Source organism: Rathayibacter sp. VKM Ac-2856 (assembly GCF_013205055.1).
In the GTDB taxonomy this organism is placed as follows: domain Bacteria; phylum Actinomycetota; class Actinomycetes; order Actinomycetales; family Microbacteriaceae; genus Rathayibacter.
The window spans coordinates 427632-441679 of the sequence record NZ_JABMLF010000003.1 but is presented as its reverse complement, the minus strand read 5'-3'; the positions used below and the strand labels follow the sequence as shown (position 1 = coordinate 441679).

Below are 14048 nucleotides of genomic sequence, written 5' to 3'. Positions count from 1 at the left end.
GTGGGAACGAGCCTTCTCGGGCGAGTCGGCGGCGGGCGGCGCGGAGGAGGGGCGCGCTAGGCGGGCGGCGCGGGCAGCGCCAGCGCGCGGCCGCGGCGGAGCCGCGTGCGCAGCGCGTCGGCGCCGGGCTGCGCAGCCCGCCCCGACAGGAAGACGACGTCGTCGAACGGGCCGTCGATCGACTCCGCGACGAGGAACGCGGCGAGGTGGCAGTAGGAGGACGCCCCCGCGATCCGCTCGTTGGACGCGTCCTCGAAGACGACCACGGACCCCTGCTCCGCGAGCGCGCGGACCTGCGCCTCGGCGTCGGCCCTCTCGTCCGCGGTCAGCAGCGCGACCTCGCAGACGACCGCCGTGCGCGGCGCCCGCCGCGGCGCGGCCACCGAGCCGTCCAGGAGTGACCGGTACACGGCGATCGTCGCCTCGGCCACGCCGTCCCACGTGGTGGGGATGGTGCCGGACAGCGCCCGCAGCTCGGCGCGCAGCGACTCGTCCTCGAGACCGCGACGGATGGCCGCGGCGATCGAGGCGTCGTCGTGCGGATCGAACCGCGCGGCGTCGATCGGCACCAGGTCGATCAGCGACGAGTTGTCGGACACCACCGCCGGCGCGCCGCTGACGAGCGCCTCGGCCACGGGCAGCCCGTAGCCCTCGTAGAAGGAGGGGAACACGAACAGCTCCGTGCTCCGGTACAGCGCCGCGAGCGTCTCCGACTCGACGTACCCCGTGAAGAGCACGTCGTCCGCGATGCCCAGCTCGGCCGCCATCGTCTCGTAGTGGTGCTGGGTCGGGGGATCGAGCCGGCAGACCACGCAGAGCTGGTGCGCCCGCCGGGTCTCGCTCGGCAGCAGCGCGTAGGCCCGCATGAGTCCCGCGATGTTCTTCCGCAGGTCGCTTCCTCCCGTGTACATCAGGAAGTCGGCGCGGAGGCCCTCGACGTCCGCCGCGGCGCGCTCCCAGGCGGCCTCGGCGGGCACGTCCTCGGCGAAGTGCTCCTCGACCGCGATCCCCGTGACGGCGACGCGGCGGGGATCCAGCCCGAGCCGCTCGATCGCCTCGTCCGCCGCCGCCTGCGAGATGCACAGCACGCGATCCGCCTGCCGCACCAGCTCCACGTGCGCCAGGTAGCGCGCGCGGGCCGACGGCAGCCGGAGGTACTCGTCGTCGAAGACCAGCGGGATGATGTCGAAGAGCGAGACGACGTAGGGGACGCGTCGCGGATTCAGGATCCGGAACGGGTCGTGGGAGGTGTCGAAGGGCGACGGGATGTGCCAGAGCCGCGCGTCCTGCACCTCGCCCGGCTCCCTCGCGACGACGCGGCCGGACTCCTCGAGCCCGGACGGCAGCGCCGGAGTGCCCGCGCCGGGATCGAGCACGAAGGCCTCGACGAAGCCCGGCTCGAGTGCCTCGATCGCGGCGAAGAGGCCTCGCGTGTAGACCGCGATCCCGCGCTCGGAGTGCAGAGCATCCTGCGTCGGGGTCAGGTCGACGAAGACGCCGCTGCTCACCGACCGGCCTCGTCGTCCGCGGCCGAGAGGGAGACGGCTCGCCCGAGGAGGGCGACGGAGTCGATCAGGGCCCGGTGGACCTCGGTGTTCTCGCGGGCGGTCTCCGCGATCAGATCCTCCAGGTGCCGAGCGCTCTGCTCGGTCGCGGAGGTGATCTCGGACAGCCGCGCGCCGTGGCGCTCGCCGCCGGCCTCGACCTCGGCGAGCCGGCCCTGCAGCACCTCGACCGACGTCGCCACCTCGGCGAGCCCGCGCGACACCTCGGCCAGCCGGTCGAGGACCAGCCGGTGGCGGGTCTCCTCCACCTCGGCCCGGTAGGCGCGCTCCTCCTCGGCCCGCGTCGAGCTGGGGCGGCTCGCGACGTCGTAGACGCGCACGAGTCCGCGTCCGACGAGGCGACGGCCGCGGCCGAGTCCTCGGCCGAGCGGCGAGGCGGGATCCGGACGTCTCACGGTCACCGTCCGCCCCTCTCGTCGGGGCGCGGGACCCGGTCGGTCGTGCGGTCGATCTGGTACGGAGAGGAGGACATCGTCGGAGTCACGGGTCTCGCAAACTGGTCGGGCTGGTCGTACACGCCGACGAGCGGCGCCCGGTCTGCGCAGGCGTCGGGCGTCGAACCGCCCGCGTTGCGCGTCGGAACATGATCACACGGACCGCGCGCGTCATGCTGAGCGGTTCGCCGCCGTCCGTCCCCGGGGGCCGAGTGCGGACGCTGCCACCCGCCCCCAGGGGCCGGGTGCGGCCGCCGCCGCCCGCACCCGGGAGCCGAGTGCGAACGCCGCCGCCCGCACCCGGGAGCCGAGCGCGGGCGGCCGCGAGGTCAGCGCCGGCTGGCCCAGATCGCCCGGCCGTCGCGCGAGTAGATCACGAGGTTGCCATCGTTCTGCATGACCATCCGGGCACCCGGGTTCCCGCTGCTGTTCGTCGCCCAGCGGGAGGCGCCGGTGGAGGTGTAAACGACGGCGTTGCCGTCCGACTGCATCTCGAGGCGGTTGCCCGCCCCGCTCGTGCCGGTCGCCCAGCGGGGAGTGCCGCGGGTCAGGACGACGAAGTTGCCGTCGGTCTGCATGACCGCCTCGCTGGTCCCGTCGCTCGAGCGCAGCTTCTGACCCGAGGTCAGTCGTCCGCCGCCCGGCAGGGTGTCCCCGCTCGCCGGCTTCGAGGCCGACTCGCTCGCCCAGAGGGCGCGGCCCGACGTGGAGTAGACGACGAGGTTGCCGTCGTTCTGCATGACCATCCGTGCACCGGGCTGCCCGGCGGTCTCGGTCGACCAGATCGCCCGGCCGGAGGCGGTGTAGATCACGGCGTTCCCGTCGGACTGCATGACGAGGCGGTCGCCGTCGCCCTGCGTCCCGGCCGCCCAGCGGAGGCCGCTGCGCGAGTAGACCGCGAGGTTGCCGTCGCTCTGCATCGACGCGCGGGAGCCGCCGTCCGCGGAGGTCAGCTGCTGGCCCCTGCGGAGCTCGCCCCCGGAGGTGAGGACGTCGCGGCTGGTGCTGTTGCCGCCCTGGTACTGCACGGAGGAGCAGCCGAGGTCCTTCGAGCCGGGGCCGCGGGAGTCGCCCGTGCCGACCCAGCGGTTCCAGGCGACGGAGGCGGCGCTCGCGCAGACCGTATAGGTGCCGGTCGCCGAGGCGGGGGCCGTGGCGGTGTAGCCGTGGCGGCGGCCGGCCGCCGGGTACTCCCGGGCGGAGATGTCGCCGCGGTCGCCGTCGGCGGTCACGGTGCGCACGGTCCGCGTCCCGTTGGGAGCGGTGATCGTGACGGTGGTGGCGAGCGCGGCCTGCTGCGTGGTCGGGTCGACGGTCCAGCCGTTCGCGGTCAGGGTGCCGTTGGAGATCTGCGGACCGTCGACCTGGCCGACCGGCGCGATGCCCGCGTTGGCGAGGGTGCCCGCGGGGTTCCACTCGCTGAAGAGGAACCAGAAGTTGATGTTGCCGTAGGTCGCGCAGGAGGCGTCGCCCTGCCCGTTCAGCGCGTAGCTGTTGGGCTGGTACGGCGTGTAGTAGTAGAGGTCCGAGGTGGCCTGGTTGCGCACGGTGACGGGCGAGGAGCCGCAGCGGGTGTCGGGGTAGTAGGAGATCTGCGCCGTCTTGCCGGGCGCGAACGCCGTGAAGTTCGAGCCGGATCCGGGCGGGTTGGCGTAGCGCTTGAACTGGCGGGCGGCGCTGTAGACCTGGGTGAAGAAGCCGGCCGAGCCCGGGTCGCAGGGGGCGGTGTCGGGGCAGTTGAAGCCGGTCGCCTTGTTGTAGTCGTTCGCGGTCGGCTTCGTCGTGGTGACGAGGCTGCGCTCCTTCTGCACCAGCACGACGAGCACCAGCGGGTTGATGCCGCAGGCCGCGCCGACGCGGGTGAAGATCGACGCCGCGCTCTCGCTCGCCGCTCCGGCGTAGGCGCTGCACATCGCGTCCGCGGGCTTGGAGCTCGTCCGCTGCGAGAAGTTCTTCAGGCAGGGCACGTCCACCCCGGTGGAGCAGTTGCTGCCCTTGTCGTTCAGGAGGGTCTGGACCTGCTGGGTCGTCATCGCGTCGCTGTCGAAGAAGTTCGCGTCGCTCACGATGAAATCGGCGCGGAAGCTCCTGGTCTGGCTCTCGCTGTAGACCTGGGTCGTCTGCGGCGGCAGGCCCTGATCGGCGCGGTCGAGCGACGGGTCGAGCACGCCCGTCTCGACGGACTGGGTGGTCTGCGTCGAGGTCGTCGTGTCGTCCGCGGCGGTGGCCGCCGTGACGGGGACAAGGGCACCTCCGACCCCGACGGCGGCGGCGAGAAGTGCGGTGAGCAGGCGGGACGAGCGGCGGTGATTCCCCATGATCGTGCAGCCTACAAGCGGCCGGAGACCCCGTCCGACCCCCGTCCGGCGGCCACGCGACGCACCCGCCCGTCACGTTCGCCCCACCCCGCGAGATGCCACTTGTGCACGCTTTCCACGGCGTGTCGCGTGCACAAGTGGCATCTCGCGGGGCGCGGGCTGCGGCGCGCCAGGCGGGGGTCAGGCGCGGGGTCAGGCGCGGGGGTGGGGGAGGGAGGGGAGGAGGAGGGCTGTGCAGACCAGGGCGGCGCAGAGGAGGGCGACGGCGGCCAGGGCCGCGGTGACGCCGAGGGGCGCGGCCAGGAGGGGGGTCGCGAGGACGGCGAGGGCGGCGGGCAGCACGAGGGCGGCGCGGAGCGGACGGCGCTCGCCGAGGGGGAGGTGCACCGCCCACAGCATCACCAGGAACGCGGCGACCGGCACGGCGACCGCGCCGCCGACCACCGTGTCGCTCGCCTCCAGGTGCCCGGCCGTCGCTGCGACGGCCACCTCGAGCCCGGCGCCGAGCGCGCCGAGCGCCGCGAAGATCACGAAGTGCGCGTAGCCCCAGCGGAAGGAGAGGTCCCGCCGCCGCTCGAGCAGCTCGCCCGAGGGGTGCAGGAACGACAGCCACCACAGCGCGAAGACGATCACCAGCGCGCAGGCCGCGACGACCACGAGCGGGACGCCGACGCCCGACTCCGTCACCGCCTGCTGCACCCCGTTCACGCCGGCGAGCACTCCCTCGCCGAGCAGGATGATCGTGAACAGCCCGTAGCGCTCCGCGATGTGGTGCGGATGCCAGCTCGACTCGCCCGCCCGCAGCGCCCAGAGCGGGACGGCCAGCTCCGCCAGCACCAGCACCAGGAAGCTCGGCACCCCGACCTCCTCCGGCAGCAGGAGCCGCAGCAGCCAGCCGACCTGCACCAGCGAGAACCCGCCCGCGCTCCGCAGCGCCGAGACGCGCTGCGCCGGCGTCGAGACCGCGACCCGCAGCCACTGGCTGACCAGCGCGAACCGCATGATCGCGTAGCCGACGGTGATCGCCGTGTAGTCGCCCTCCTCGAACGCCGTCGGCACACCCGCCGCGAGCACGAGCACGCCGCCCATCTGCGCGAGCGTGAGGAGGCGGTAGGGCACGTCGTCGGTGTCGTAGCCGGAGGCGAACCAGGTGAAGTTCATCCAGGCCCACCAGATCGCGAAGAAGACCATCGCGAAGGGGAGGACCGTCTCGCCGAGGTGCCCCTCCTCCGTCGCGTGGGCGAGCTGCGCGGCGATCTGCGCGATGGCGACGACGAAGGTCAGGTCGACCAGCAGCTCGAGCGGCGACGACACGCGGTGCGGCTCGTCGACGGCGCGCGGTCGCATCCGGACGCGGAGGAGGGTCATGCGCTCATCCTGCACCCGCCGTCGCGCTCGTGCCGGCGGTGCGGGAGGCGAGGCCTGGACGGCTGTCGAGGCGACCGGTGCCTGCTCCGCACGACGCCGCTCCGCACAACATCAGCTGAGAGTGGGGGGCATCGCCCCAGGAGCGACGGACCCCCTTCTCAGCTGATGTTGTGCGGCGACCCGCCCGCGTCACGAGAAGAGGCCGTCGCACGGGCTCCGTCACCAGCGCAGTGACACGCGCCGAAAGTCGGAGAACGATCATTCTCCATTCGCTTGCATCGACACCCGTCGCACGTCTACCTTGATCATCAAGCAACCCGATGCTGATTGATCTGCTGCGTGCCGACATGCTCACCCGAGAGCAGGCACGTCCCCTCATCATCACTCTCCTCCGGTGACCCGAATCGCCTGCGGAGTGTCTTCGGCGCGCCTGCCCACCCCCGAAACACCCGAAGACTGAGGATCCTGGCCTTGATCGCGCACTCCGCGGGCACCCTGCCCGCTGAGCCGCCGACCCCTGCGCGGAGCACCCCGCCGCGCAGGGGCGACGAGCTCACCACACCCCTGCCCGCCCCCTTCACCACCCGCTCCGCCGCCTCGACCGAGGCCGTGCCGATCGGCTACGCCCCCACCCGCGAGCGGTCCTGGGCGCGCACTCCGGCCCGCACCGCACCGGCCGCCCCCGCCGTCCCGGCCACCCCGCCGGCCCGCGAGGGACGCCACACCTCCACGCCCGTCGGCCGACTGGTCGCCGTCCTCCCCGCGCACAACGAGGAGGAGGGCATCGCCGCCGCGATCCTCGGCCTGCAGACCCAGACGTCGCCGCCGGACCGGATCGTCGTCGTCACCGACAACTGCACCGACCGGACCGCGGAGATCGCGATCGAGCACGGCGCCGAGGTCTACGCCACGACCGGCAACACGGCCAAGAAGGCCGGCGCCCTCAACCAGTTCCTCGAGGTCCTGCTGCTCGAGCTCGAGGACGAGGACCTCGTCCTGGTGCAGGACGCGGACTCGGCCCTCGACCCCGACTTCCTCGCGATCGCGCGCCTCAAGATCGGCATCGCGCGCATCGGCGCCGTCGGCGGCGTCTTCCGCGGCACCCCCGGGGGCGGCCTGGTCGGCCACCTCCAGCGCAACGAGTACGCCCGCTACGCCCGCGACGTCCGCCGCCTGAACGGCAAGTGCCTCGTGGTCACCGGAACGGCCGCGGTCCTGCGCGGCGCTCTGCTGCGCGAGATCAGCCGTGCCCGGCGCGACGGGCGCATCCCCGCCGGCGACGGCCGCGGCGGCATCTACGACACGACGGTCCTGACCGAGGACAACGAGCTCACCTTCGCCATCAAGCACCTCGGCTACGAGGTGCTGAGCCCGGCCGGCTGCACACTCGTCACCGAGATCATGCCGACCTGGCGCGAGCTGTGGAACCAGCGGCTGCGCTGGAAGCGCGGCGCCGTCGAGAACTGCGTCCAGTACGGACTCACCCGCGTCACCTGGCCCTACTGGGGCCGCCAGCTGCTGACCATGGCCGGCTGCTTCGTGACCTACGTCTACCTCGCGACCGTCGTCTACGCACTGGTGATGGGCGGGCTCTCGATCCAGCCGTTCTGGCTCGCCGTGACCCTGATCTTCGTCGTCGAGCGCGTCGTCACCGTCCGCGACCGGGGCTGGCGGCACATGCTGCTCGCCGGCCTGATGTACGAGCTGTTCCTCGATCTGTTCCTGCAGATCGTCCACACCAAGGCCTACCTGGACGCGCTGACACGACGTCAGCGCGCCTGGTGATCGAAGGAGAAACCCATGTACAACAACATCTCGTCCTCCGCCGGAGCCGGGGTGGGCGCCGGTGCGCTCGCCGCGACCGGGTTCGACTCGCTCTGGTGGGGTCTCGCGGCGTTCGCGCTCATCGCGGCCGGCACCGCGGTGATGCGCATCGTGCCCCGACGCCGCGGGGAGCACAGCTGACGCGCTGAGCACTGTTGAGGCCCGGAGCGCGGCCGACGCGTTGAGGCGCGCGGCCGCCCGGATCAGCGCACGACGGCGGCGGTCGCGCCCGAGGTCCGCACCGCGGTCGTCCAGCCGGTCTTCGTGCCGGTCACCGAGACGGTGATCCGGGCTCCGACCACCGAGGTCGTCGGGACGTAGGTCGCCGCCGTCGCGCCGGCGATCGCGGTCCCGCCCGCTCGCCACTGGTACTTCAGGGCGACCGGGGCGGGTCCCCAGGTCCCCGTCTTCGCGGTGAGGGTCGAGCCGACCTTCGCCGTCCCCGTGATCGTCGGAGTCGGCGCGGTCAGCGTCCCCTTCGCCACCACCGCGGTGGGCGGCGCGGTGCGGCTCTCGGCCGGGAAGCCGGCCTTCGCGCCCGTGACCGTGACGGAGATCCGCTTGCCGACGGTGCCGCTGGTCGGCGTGTACGCCGCGGCGGTCGCGCCGCTCACGGCGACTCCGTCGGCGCTCCACTGGTACGCGAGCGCGACCGGCGCGGGCGTCCACGCGCCCGGCTGCGCGGTGAGGGTCGAGCCGACCGTCGGCGACCCCAGGATCGTCGGAGTCGGTGCGCCGAGCGCGGCCGGCGCCTCGGACCGGTAGACGGCCACGTGATCGACGCTCATCGTTCCGCCCGAGGTCTTCGGCGCGCTCGCGCTGTCGCAGCCGCAGACCCCGTTCGGCAGGCCCCCGCCGATGGCGAGGTTCAGGATGAGGAAGTAGTCGTTGCCGATGGCGGCGCTCCACGCCTCGGCGCTCATGCCCGCCTGCTCGACGGTGTGCCGCACCTCGCCGTCGACGAGGAACTGCAGCCGCTCCTGCCCCGCGACCCGCCGGTCGACGAGGGCGGAGTAGGTGTGGAAGGTGCTCAGACAGCCGACGCAGTCCTGCAGCCCGCTGGTGAGGCCGTACGGCTCGTCGCACTCGCCCGCGTCGACGAGGTCGCAGTGGAAGGTCTGGATGACCTGGGACGTGCCGTTGACCGCCTCGAGGATGTCGATCTCGCCCGTCCGCGGCCAGTCGATCGCGCCGTTCTCGTCGAGGCCGAGCGCCCAGAACGCCGGCCAGTAGCCGGTCGCCTGCGCGGGGGACGGCTGGCGGATCGACGCGGTCATCAGCAGCTGGCCGCCGGCCGGGGCGGCGAAGGACTTCTCGCGCGTGATGATGCGGCCCGAGGTCCAGGCGCCCGCCTGGTCCCTCAGCGCCCGGATGCCGAGGTTGCCGCCGCCGTCGAGGAACACGTTGGCCGTGGAGTCGGTGGTGCGGTCGACGGCGCCGGTGCCCCAGGTGCCGAGCTCGTGGATCCACGCCGGGCCGACGGGGCTGCCCGCGGCGCCGTCGAAGTCGTCGGAGAAGACGGTCGTCCAGCCGTCCGCGGCGGCGGGGGCGGCCAGCGCGACGGCGGCGGCGGGCACGGGCGCGGCGCTGACGGATGCGGCGGTCGCGGTCGCGGCGGTGACGGATGCGGTGCCGGACGCGGCGGTGCCGGATGCGGCGGTGCCGGACGCGGCGGTGACAGGCGATGCGGTCCGTGCGGCGTCGGACGAGGTGCCGATCGCGCCGCCGAGGAGCGACGCGGTCAGTGCGAGCGCTGCCAGCGCGGCGGGACGGGCCTCGAGACGGCGCACGGCGACCTCCACGGGATCGGCGGAGCGGGGTGGTCCGATCGCGCCGGTCGTCAGGCTAGGAGCGGTGCCCCTGCGCTGCTCCCTCTCGCGACGGGGTCCACGGACCGAAGGAATCCTCACCTCGGGGCCCGCCTACGATGGTCCGGATGACGATCGACCAGGCGACCGCCACTGCCCGCGGCGGAACGGCACGGCGCGGCGCGACGCCGCCCGGGAGCGGCCGCGGGGTCCTCGCCCGCCGGATCGCGCTCGGCCTCGCCCTGGTCGCGGCCGCCGCGCTGCTGCGGGTCCTCTCTCCCGAGGCCGCGGGCGACGTGCTCTCCGACGCGGTCCGCGACTTCCTGACCCTCTCGATCAGCGTCGTCATCGAGTCGCTGCCGTTCGTCTTCCTCGGCATCGTGCTCTCGATCGCGGTGCAGCTCTGGGTGCCGGAGGCGGTGCTGCTGAGGATCCTGCCGAAGCGCGCCCTGCCGCGGCGCCTGGTGATCTCGCTCCTCGGCGTGCTGCTGCCGGTCTGCGAGTGCGGCAACGTGCCGCTCGCGCGCGGGCTGATCGTGAAGGGCCTGTCCGTCTCGGAGTCGATGACCTTCCTGCTCGCGGCGCCGATCGTGAATCCGATCACGATCATCACCACCTACCAGGCCTTCGGCTGGGCCGACGGGATCCTCGTCTGGCGCATCGTCGGCGGCTTCGTCATCGCGAACCTGGTCGGCTGGATCTTCAGCCGCCACACCGACCCGATGGCGCTGCTCACCCCCCGCTTCCGCGCGGCCTGCGAGGCGGGCGAGCGGCCCTCGCGCACCCTCCGCGCCAAGGCCCGCCGCAGCGTCCTGCTCTTCGCAGAGGAGACCGGCGCGATGCTGCCGGCGCTGTTCGTCGGCGCCGCGATCGCCGGCCTGATCCAGGTCGGCGTGTCCCGCGACGTGCTGACCACCCTCGGCGGCGACCCGCTCTGGTCGGTGCTCGCGCTGATGGTGCTCGCCTTCGTGATCTCGATCTGCTCCAACGTCGACGCGTTCTTCGTGCTCTCCTTCGGCTCGACGTTCCTGCCCGGCGGCATCATCGCGTTCCTCGTCTTCGGCCCGATGATCGACATCAAGATGCTCGCGCTGCTGCGCACCACCTTCTCCGCGCGGACCCTCGTGCGGATCACCGCGCTCGTGGGCCTCGCCGCCGCGGTCCTCGGCCTGGCGGTGAACTATGCGCTCTGAGCGCCTCCTCGCCCGCTGGAAGGGCGTCGTCCTCAGCCTGATCGGCGTCGTCTCTACGCTGTGGCTCGCGGCGACCGGCCGGCTCGGCCTCTACATCCACCCGCGCTACTTCGAGTTCTCGGTGATCCTGGCGGCGGTCGCGGCGGTGCTGCTGATCTGCGCCTTCGCGATCGTGCCGGGGGCGGAGGAGGAGGAGGGGCACGGGCACGGGCACGGGGATGCGGACGGCCATGCGGAGGACCGCGGTGACGACCACGTCGAGGACCACCTGCACCCGGCCCCGCGCCGGCGGTGGCGCGCCGGACTCGCCGCGCTCGGCAGCGTCGCGGTGATCGCCTGCGCGGCCGTCGCGCTGCTGATCGTGCCGCCCGCCGCCCTGACCGCCTCGACCGCGACCCAGCGCGAGGTCAACACGAGCGCCGTCGACGCCTCGGTCACCGCGCAGGCCCCCACCGGCGACACCGCGTCGTTCACCGTGCGCGACTGGGCGACGCTGCTGCGCCAGGGAGCGAGCGAGCAGTTCCTCGCCGGTCGCACCGCGACGGTCAGCGGCTTCGTCACCCCCGACGCGAGCGACCCCGAGAACGTCTTCTACGTCGCCCGCTTCATCGTGACCTGCTGCGCCGTCGACGCGCAGCCGGTCGGCGTGCCGATCCACCAGCCCGGCTGGGCCGACACCTACACCGAGGGGGAGTGGCTCGAGGTGACCGGCGGCTTCGGCGCGAACCCGAGCGTCACGAGCGCCGAGGCGGTCGTCCTCGAGCCCGACACGGTCGTCCCGATCGACGAGCCGGCGATGCCGTATGTCTACTGAGCGCCGTCCTCGCGGGCGCCGTGCTCCTGGTGAGCGGAGGGGCGGCGAGCGCGCCTTCTCCCGCGTCTTCTGGAGCGCCACCGCGGTCCTGGTCCTCGCCGTCGGCGGTCTCACCGCCGCGACGATCGGCAAGGGCCCGCGGGTCGCGTCGCTCGAGGTGAGCACCTCCGGCGTCGTCGAGCGCGACGGCGGCCGCGCCCGCGTGCACCTCGACCAGGCGGTCGAGCCCGACGCGCTCGACCGGGTCCGGATCACCCCCGAGGCCCCGCACACCGCGGAGCTCGAGGGCGGCGTGCTCACCGTCACCTTCGACGACACCCTCCGCTACGCCACCGAGTACGAGATCGCGATCGACGGCGCCCGCGGCACGGCGACCGGCGCCGAGTCCGACCTCTCCGCCGCCTTCACCACCAAGGACCCCGACCTCTACACGCTCGACCGGACCGCCGCGGACCCCGCCCAGCCCGACGCGATCCGCGTGCGCCCGCTCTCCGGCGGCGACACCCGCGTCCTCTACACGGCGGACCGGATCCAGGACTACGCCGTCGTCGGCCCGGTGCTCGTCGTCGTGACCCTCGAGCCCGACGACACCACCCTCATCCGCACGCTGACCCTCGACACCGGCTCGGAGGGCGTGATCCCGCTGCCCGGCCCCGGCGTCGTCCGCGAGCTGCACGCCTCGCCCGAGAAGGGCGTGCTCGGCTGGACCTTCACCGGCTCCGCGCCCACCGGCCCGCTCGACCGCGCGCTCTACGCCTACGACCTCACCGACCAGAAGGCGGAGGCGGTGCCGATCACCGGCGTCGACGGCGGTCCGCTGCGCGCCACCGACTGGATGTTCGTGCCCGGCACCACCTCCGTCGTCACCCACTCGCTCGACGACACGGTGCTGCTCGTCGACCTGCTCACCCCCGGCACGATCAGCCCGCTCGGCCAGCACGCCGAGCTCCGCGGCTTCGTCCCCGGCGCGAACCGCCTGGTCGTCGCCGACCCCGACTCCGGCTCCGTCATCGACCTCGCCGACGGCTCCGTCGAGACCCTCGCCCTGCCGCCCGCCGACGTCGGCCCGACCACCTCGCCCGTGCAGCTGCTCCTCCTGGACTCCTCGAGCTACATCGAGCTCGAGGCCGACTACTCGCCCGAGACCGGCACCGCCCAGTACTCCGTCGTCCGCGTCGATGCGAGCGGCACCACCGAGATCTTCCGCACCTCGCCCACCGGCCGGATCCGCAGCATCTGCCTCTCGCCCAACGGCCAGTTCGCCGCCGTCGAGGCCGTCTCCGCCGAGGGCGTCCCCGACGACTACCCCGACGTCCCCGGCTTCAGCGCCACCTCGACCGTCCTCGTCGACCTCGCCACCGGCGACTCCTCCCGCAGCGTCAACGGCGTCTCCCGCGACTGGTGCGCGTAGCCGCCCGTATCGCCCGGCTCTCGGCGGCGGCTGCGGAGAGGGCGCGGCGGCCCATCGCCATGCCGGCGCCCCTGACCTTCGGCTCGCGGTTTCACCTCCGGCTCGTGAGATCTGCTCGTTCCTGCGTGCCGGAGTGCGTTTCGCGTGCCGAACCTCCACCCCGATCACCTCCGGCTCGTGGAATCACCTTCGGCTCGCGAGAACCGGCAGATTCCGCGTGCCGGAGGCTGTTTCACGTGCCGGAGGTGACCCGCCCCGGCAGTCGCGCGTCCTTGTGTCGCAGGGCCGGCCGCTCGACCAGCCACCAGGACGCCGCCGCGAGCAGGAGCGTCACGACCGTGACCAGCGCCAGGTTCGCCGGCACCGGCAGCCGCCCGAGCACCTCCAGCACCAGCTGCTGCACCGGGTAGCTCCACAGGTACAGGCCGTAGGAGAAGTCCCCGAACCGCGCCGCCCGCCGCAGCACCGGCAGCGAGCCCAGGCCGACGACGATCACCAGCACCGGCAGCGCCACCCACAGCGCGACCTGCTGCAGCGCAGTCCCGGCCGCGAGGAGCAGCACCGCGAGCGCCGCGACTCCGGCCGGCCAGCGCAGCCACGCGCTCGGCACCAGCAGCCGCACCGCCGCGGCCGCCGCGAAGAACGCGCACAGCTCGGCGGAGGAGCCGATGGCCCCGCCCAGACCCGTCACCAACGCGAGCCCCACGAGCGCCGCCACCGCGAGCACCCCGCGCAGAGGCACCCCGCGCACAGCAACCCCGCGCACAGCCACCCCGCGCGCAGCCCCCGTCCCCACGCGCCAGCGCCCCGGCACCCACCGCAGCGCCAGCGCCCCGAGGTAGCAGCAGAACTCCACCCCGAGCGTCCACAGCGACCCGTTCACCGCCGGCCGCGCGTGCACCGCCGAACCGAAGACTCCCGGCAGCTCGTACTGCGCCAGCAGCGGCACGTTCAGCGCGTACGCCCACGTCTGCGGCGACCCGAAGTACGCCCCGACCGGCAGCGACGTCACCAGCGGACCGAGCACGAGCATGCTCACCGCGACCACCACGATCAGGGCCGGGAAGATCCGCAGCACCCGGTGCCACAGGAACCGGCCGGCACTCGGCGCGCGCTCCATGCTCCCCGCGATCAGGAAGCCGCTGACGCAGAAGAACACCGAGACGCCGAGCGAGTGCACGGGCAGCCCGAGCAGTCGCGGCGCCGGCTCGCCGAGCAGCACGGCGCCATGGCCGACGACGACCATCAGCGCGGCGACCAGCCGCAGGGCGTCGAAGTCGTTGCCGCGCGCAGTCACGCCCTCACCGTAGGGG

11 protein-coding genes are annotated in these 14048 nt (G+C 73.4%); 5 read left to right on the top strand and 6 right to left on the bottom strand.

Going from position 1 to position 14048, the window contains the following annotated elements; translation table 11 throughout:
- Positions 1-56 precede the first annotated feature (56 nt).
- From HQQ82_RS20625 to HQQ82_RS12470, 4 genes are all read right to left on the bottom strand, one after another.
- Complete coding sequence (locus HQQ82_RS20625) at positions 57-1508, bottom strand: glycosyltransferase family 1 protein (protein ID WP_173233625.1); 1452 nt, start codon at positions 1506-1508, stop codon at positions 57-59.
- Positions 1505-1966 carry a hypothetical protein gene (locus HQQ82_RS12480; protein WP_173233623.1) on the bottom strand — a complete coding sequence of 154 codons (462 nt, stop codon included), beginning with the start codon at positions 1964-1966 and terminating at the stop codon, positions 1505-1507. The genes HQQ82_RS20625 and HQQ82_RS12480 overlap by 4 nt, the downstream gene beginning before the upstream one ends.
- 362 nt (positions 1967-2328) lie before the next feature.
- Positions 2329-4317: a hypothetical protein gene (locus HQQ82_RS12475; RefSeq protein ID WP_173233621.1), complete on the bottom strand. Its 1989-nt coding sequence runs from the start codon at positions 4315-4317 to the stop codon at positions 2329-2331.
- A 192-nt stretch (positions 4318-4509) separates the two neighbouring features.
- On the bottom strand, positions 4510-5685 hold the full coding sequence (locus tag HQQ82_RS12470; RefSeq protein ID WP_173233619.1) for a low temperature requirement protein A: 1176 nt from the start codon (positions 5683-5685) through the stop codon (positions 4510-4512).
- A 471-nt stretch (positions 5686-6156) separates the two neighbouring features.
- Between HQQ82_RS12470 and HQQ82_RS12465 the strand changes: the two genes are divergently transcribed.
- The gene (locus tag HQQ82_RS12465) at positions 6157-7470 is read left to right on the top strand and encodes a glycosyltransferase family 2 protein (RefSeq protein WP_254071432.1); all 1314 of its coding nucleotides are present in this window, start codon (positions 6157-6159) and stop codon (positions 7468-7470) included.
- A gap of 15 nt (positions 7471-7485) precedes the next feature.
- The gene (locus HQQ82_RS12460; RefSeq protein ID WP_173233617.1) at positions 7486-7650 is read left to right on the top strand and encodes a hypothetical protein; all 165 of its coding nucleotides are present in this window, start codon (positions 7486-7488) and stop codon (positions 7648-7650) included.
- 62 nt (positions 7651-7712) lie between these two features.
- On the opposite strand, the gene HQQ82_RS12455 is transcribed toward HQQ82_RS12460, so the two are convergent.
- Complete coding sequence (locus HQQ82_RS12455) at positions 7713-9299, bottom strand: family 16 glycosylhydrolase (protein ID WP_173233615.1); 1587 nt, start codon at positions 9297-9299, stop codon at positions 7713-7715.
- A gap of 146 nt (positions 9300-9445) precedes the next feature.
- Here HQQ82_RS12455 and HQQ82_RS12450 point away from each other — a divergent pair, with 146 nt between their 5' ends.
- Genes HQQ82_RS12450 through HQQ82_RS12440 form a run of 3 tightly spaced genes read left to right on the top strand, consistent with a single transcriptional unit; the run spans position 9446 to position 12735 of the window.
- A complete protein-coding gene (locus HQQ82_RS12450; protein ID WP_173233613.1) occupies positions 9446-10510 on the top strand; it encodes a permease in 1065 nt (354 codons plus the stop codon).
- Positions 10500-11324, top strand: a complete 825-nt coding sequence (locus HQQ82_RS12445) for a TIGR03943 family protein (RefSeq protein ID WP_173233611.1) — start codon at positions 10500-10502, stop codon at positions 11322-11324. The genes HQQ82_RS12450 and HQQ82_RS12445 overlap by 11 nt, the downstream gene beginning before the upstream one ends.
- Positions 11314-12735: a hypothetical protein gene (locus HQQ82_RS12440; RefSeq protein ID WP_173233609.1), complete on the top strand. Its 1422-nt coding sequence runs from the start codon at positions 11314-11316 to the stop codon at positions 12733-12735. The genes HQQ82_RS12445 and HQQ82_RS12440 overlap by 11 nt, the downstream gene beginning before the upstream one ends.
- Positions 12736-12967: 232 nt before the next feature.
- On the opposite strand, the gene HQQ82_RS12435 is transcribed toward HQQ82_RS12440, so the two are convergent.
- Positions 12968-14032: an acyltransferase gene (locus HQQ82_RS12435; RefSeq protein WP_173233607.1), complete on the bottom strand. Its 1065-nt coding sequence runs from the start codon at positions 14030-14032 to the stop codon at positions 12968-12970.
- Positions 14033-14048: the final 16 nt, after the last annotated feature.

Coding starts and splice junctions, on each gene's coding strand:
- HQQ82_RS12460 (WP_173233617.1), top strand. CDS start 7,486: ATGTACAACAACATCTCGTCCTCCGCCGGAGCCGGGGTGGGCGCCGGT.
- HQQ82_RS12450 (WP_173233613.1), top strand. CDS start 9,446: ATGACGATCGACCAGGCGACCGCCACTGCCCGCGGCGGAACGGCACGG.
- HQQ82_RS12440 (WP_173233609.1), top strand. CDS start 11,314: ATGTCTACTGAGCGCCGTCCTCGCGGGCGCCGTGCTCCTGGTGAGCGG.
- HQQ82_RS12475 (WP_173233621.1), bottom strand. CDS start 4,317: ATGGGGAATCACCGCCGCTCGTCCCGCCTGCTCACCGCACTTCTCGCC.
- HQQ82_RS12445 (WP_173233611.1), top strand. CDS start 10,500: ATGCGCTCTGAGCGCCTCCTCGCCCGCTGGAAGGGCGTCGTCCTCAGC.
- HQQ82_RS12470 (WP_173233619.1), bottom strand. CDS start 5,685: ATGACCCTCCTCCGCGTCCGGATGCGACCGCGCGCCGTCGACGAGCCG.